The organism is Streptomyces sp. NPDC056347 (genome assembly GCF_042262625.1).
Lineage (GTDB): Bacteria > Actinomycetota > Actinomycetes > Streptomycetales > Streptomycetaceae > Streptomyces.
This window is the reverse complement of record NZ_JBHJQP010000297.1, coordinates 1-4,550: the sequence shown is the minus strand read 5'-3', so window position 1 is coordinate 4,550 and position 4,550 is coordinate 1. Positions and strand designations below refer to the sequence as shown.

The 4,550-nt window shown below is 72.2% G+C and carries 3 protein-coding genes; 2 read left to right on the top strand and 1 reads right to left on the bottom strand.

Annotated elements, in window-relative coordinates; all coding sequences use genetic code 11:
• Positions 1-1,292, bottom strand: a 1,292-nt coding sequence (locus tag ACFCV8_RS35490) for a carotenoid oxygenase family protein (protein ID WP_376689673.1), incomplete at its 3' end; no start/stop codon positions are given.
• A gap of 489 nt (positions 1,293-1,781) precedes the next feature.
• Here ACFCV8_RS35490 and ACFCV8_RS35485 point away from each other — a divergent pair.
• Positions 1,782-2,957: a hypothetical protein gene (locus ACFCV8_RS35485; RefSeq protein WP_376689672.1), complete on the top strand. Its 1,176-nt coding sequence runs from the start codon at positions 1,782-1,784 to the stop codon at positions 2,955-2,957.
• Between the two features lie 281 nt (positions 2,958-3,238).
• Positions 3,239-4,522 (top strand): phosphatase PAP2 family protein, encoded by a 1,284-nt coding sequence (locus ACFCV8_RS35480; RefSeq protein ID WP_376689671.1) that lies wholly within the window; start codon positions 3,239-3,241, stop codon positions 4,520-4,522.
• Positions 4,523-4,550: the final 28 nt, after the last annotated feature.

Genomic DNA, 4,550 nt, shown 5'->3' with positions numbered 1-4,550 from the left:
CCCCTGGGGAAGCGGTGCACCTGGCGGCTGCCGCGCAGCATGTCGTGCTTCACCAGGAAGTTGGAGAACGTCTCGTCCGGCGGCACCCCGTCGACGGTCCCGTAGGCCCGCCACATCTCCGCCGCGCACACCGTGTACGCGTAGCGGTGCCGTCGCGACACGAGCGACTCGTTGACCCGGGGGAACTCCTGCGGCAGGTCGTCGATCCGGGTGGTGCTCACGCGCCCGGCGCGCAGATCGACGGTCCAGCGCTCCAGCACCGGGGTGCCGGTGCTGGAGGGCCCGCCGCCGGTGCCCGCGACGTGGAACGGCGCGGGCATGGTGGTGAGTTCCATCACGATGGTGTCGCCCTGGTCGTAGGCGTTGAGCGTGTGCGAGAAGAAGACCGGACCGGTCTCGAACCAGCGGACGGCACCGCCGGACCGCGGCATCACCCCGACCCGCATCGGGTGCTTCTCGTTCCACGTGTACGGAACGGGCGCGCCCGCCTCGGCGGCGGCCATGTCGAAGGTGACCGGCAGGTCGACGATCACCACGTACTTCGCGGTGAGGGCGAAGTCGTGCATCATCGGCGCGTCCGCCACCGGAATCCTGCTGGTGCGGGCCACCCGCCCGGTGTGGTCGACCACGATGTGCCGCACGTGGTCCCAGGCCGGGTAGTACGCCACCGCGTGCAGTTCGTCCGCCACCGCGTCGTACTTGGTGTGCCCGGTGAACGCGCCCTCCAGCGTGGCGCGGAAGTCGTGGGGCCGTACGGTGTTCAGCTCGCCGTCCAGTTCGTACGGGAGCGGCCCGCTCTCCTGGAGCGCCAGAATGCGTCCCTTGTACGGGATGACATGGGTGTTGCACGCGAAGTCGTCCGGCGGCACCCTGCCCGGGTACGTCTCGCCGAGCTTGGCGGCCACCTGTGAGGAGCGCACCCACCGGTTGCGGTACCACTCGGCGCGTCCGGCGCGCAGCCGCACCCCGTGCACCATGCCGTCGCCGAGCATCCAGTGGTGGGCCCTCGGGTCCTCCAGGCCCAGGGCGTTGGGGCCGGTACGCAGGTAGCGGCCGTCGAGGTCGTGCGGCACCCGGCCGGTCACCCGGAGACCGAACGCGGTGAGCTCCTCGGTGACCGGGGCGAAGGCCCCCTCCAGGAAGGGGAACGAATCGCCGCCCCGGCCCGCGGTGTCCCGGGTGGCGGCCTGCGCGGCGGCGCCGTAGTGGCCGAGGCCGTAGCCCCCGACGACGCTGCCCGCCGCCGCGAGCGCCGTTCCCTTGAGGATCCTTCGGCGGGTGTGACCGCTCATCTCTGCTCTCCGTCCGTGGTCCGTGTCCCGGCGGGTATTCGCCGGGGCACGGACAGAGTCTGCTGCGCGGCCGGCGGCGGGTCAGGAGGGCCGGACCCCTTGTGATGGTGGTGCTGACGCCACCCCCTGGGGTGCCATCGGGTCTCCTCCCGAAGGTGACCGTGCTCCGCCGCACCAGCGCGCCGCCGACCGGACCCGGTTCGTCGCGCGTGGCCGGGTCCGCGACGTCGATCGCGTGGCCTCCCCCCCGCACACGGAGGGCGTCGGCCGTCGGACCGGCGGCCGCCCCACACGGAAGGGCATCCCTCACCGGAATCAACTCATCGGTGTACGCGGTAAGTTGTTCCCGTCATCGCCGCCCGCCGGGCGGGTACCCGACAGCGCCCCGCCCCACCGGGAACGACAGTCGCACAAACGTACTACCCAGTCATCGGAGTGGAGTTGGACTCCCGTTACCTCCAGGCCCCGGGCAGCGGCTACGGTGCTGTCGTGGTGATCGACGGAGAGGACACGGCATCCGGGACCGCGCTGCTGATCGCGGCAGCCCCGGCCGGCAAGAGCTGTCTCGTCGACGCGACCGGCGCTCTGCCGTCGCTGGCGGCGGTCGCGCCCGGCATCCTGACCCGGTCCACGGCGGCCACCGTCGTCGAACTCGCCGATCCGACCGACCCGCAGACGGTGCTCACCCGCATCCGCGCCGCGGCCGCCGAGCCCGGCCCGCTCACCCTCTACCTCGCGGGCCAGCTCCACCTCGACCACCGGCAGCGGCTGGTCCATCTCGCACTCGCCCGGACCACGCCCGCCACCCTGCGCTACACCTCACTGCCCTGGCACTGGCTGGCCGGTGAGCTCGCGGCACGCCGCCCGGGCACCACCACCGCCGTCGTCGACCTCGTCGCCGCCGCGGACGCCTGGCCGAAGCTCCTCGCCGAGGGCCTCGTCCTCGGCCACGGAATCGACGTGTACGGGCGGATCGTTCCGCCGGCAACGCGCCGCCGCCCGGTGGAGCCGGTGTACCTAAAGGCGCTCGCCGCCACCTGGCGCAGCGGCGCCAATCCCCCGCTCGCCCAGCTCCACGAACAGACCGCCGCCCGGCTCGGCGCCGACAGCGCCCTGTTCCTGGCCCCGTACACCGCGTCGGCCCCGCCACCGCACGCCGCCCCCGCTCCGCCGACCGGGCCGACCGTGTCCGCCCGGATCGCGGTGAACCTCCCGGCCTCCGAGAACGATCCGCTGCCCGCGATCCTCGCCGCCGCGCATGCCGGGCGGCACAGCGAGGCCGCGTCCCTCGCCGCCATGTGGGAGGGCTGGGCGCTGCGTGCGCACGGCGCGGCATCCGCCGAGGCCACCCACTGGCTGGAGGTCCGGGCCGACCTCGCCCGCCTGGCCGGTGACCCGGCGCGCAGCTGCGAGCTATGGATGGCGGCCGCCGACGCCCGCCTCGCCCGCAGGCAGCCGCCGGACGATCCCGCCGTGGTGGGCGCCGCGGACCGGGCCCATCACCAGTGGCAGGAAATCGGCGATCCGCAGCGGTCCCTGGAGCTCGGCCCGGCCCTGGTGGCCCTGCGCCGGCACGTTCCCGGGCGGCGCCCCGGAGCGGTCGAGGCGCTGCGGCAGCGACTGGAACAGCTGAGCCCCACAGAGGCCGGACACCCCGTCATCTGACGGACGCCGCGCCCGGCCGCTGCGCCCGGACGCCGGCCCGGACGCCCTCGTACCGCCTGGCCAGCTGGCTCATCGGCGCGCTCCGATAGCATGTTCGGGCTCATGACGAGCGCCCTCCAGACGCCCGCCTCTCCCTGGAAAACCATGCCAATCGGATTGAAAAGTGCACCGTCCAGTCAGAACCGAACAAATCGGCCAAACACTTGATATCTATAGCATCGCGGGTTTTTTCGCGTAGTAACTTCAGAGCTCTGATCACCGCATGGCGTCGGCCCCGGGCGATGCTGTGGACCGCGGCGGCGGTGGTGACCGTCGGTTTCCTCGTCGCGCTGGAGATCGCCGCGCGGCACTACGGTCTGCCCGGGCCGATCGTCACCCAGGCGCAGGAGGTGGTGGTCGCCCCCAAGTCGGGATTCCTGCTGTACGCCAGCATGGCGTTGACGATGCTGGTGCTCACCTGGCGGCAGCGGCTCATCGCGCTCTGTGCCGCGATCGGCATCGACATCGTCTTCCTCCTGGTGCGCTGGGCGGCGGGCATCGGCCTGAACGGGGGCCACCCCTTCGGCAACGGCGCCCTGTGGGTGATCATCGGCTGTGTGGTCATCGCCCTCACCCGGCGCACGGGCCGGGAGCGGATGCTGCTCCTGAAGGGCGTAGGGCTGGGGCTGCTGCTGGTGGCGGGACGCAAGACCGGCGACACCTGGCTGCTCATCACGTCGAAGACGCGCCACGAGGTGCTCGACCAGTACGTGGCGACCGCGGACCACGCCCTGGGCAATCCGTCGTGGCTGGTGGGGCGGCTCGTGACGGCGACAGGACCGGTCGGCGCCCACTTCCTCGACGCCGTGTACACCCAGCTTCCGGTGGCGGCGGTCGCCGTCGCCGCCTACCAGCTGCGGCACGTGGCCGTCGAGCGCCGTTTCCCGAGCCACCACCTGGTCCGCACCTTCCTGGTCATAGGGCTGCTCGGGCCGGGCATCTACATGATCTTCCCGGTGGTCGGGCCGATCTTCGCCTACGGCGCGGACGGCGGCCACTGGGCGCTGGCGGACCTGTGGCCGAACACTCCGCCACCGCTCGACCCGCCGCAGCACATGCCGTTCGACGGAATCACCCCGCGCAACTGCATGCCCAGCCTGCACACCGCGTGGGCCACCGCGATCTTCATCCACTCCCGCCGGGGCCCCCGGTTCCTGCGGTACGCGGGCACGTTCTGGCTGATCGCCACGCTCGGCGCCACGCTGGGCTTCGGCTACCACTACGGGGCCGACATCATCGCCGGAGTCGTGTTCACCCTCACCATCGAGGCGGGGCTCCGCTCGCTCGAACGCGGCTGGGACCGGTCGGGGACCCTCCTGGTCGGCTACGGCACGGCCGTCTTCGCCGCCCTCCTGGTGGCGTACCGCTATCTGCCGACGGTGATGGCCGACACCCCCTGGGTGTTCGGACCGCTCATGGTCCTCTCGATGATCTCGGTCATCTACTGCTACGTACGGGTCACCAGGCAGTGGGACCCGAAGGAAGCACCGGTCCGGTCGGCGCAGCCGCAGCCCGAACTCGTCTGAGCAAGGCTCCCGGCGACGGCGCCCCGCC

Coding starts and splice junctions, on each gene's coding strand:
- ACFCV8_RS35480 (WP_376689671.1), top strand. CDS start 3,239: ATGCTGTGGACCGCGGCGGCGGTGGTGACCGTCGGTTTCCTCGTCGCG.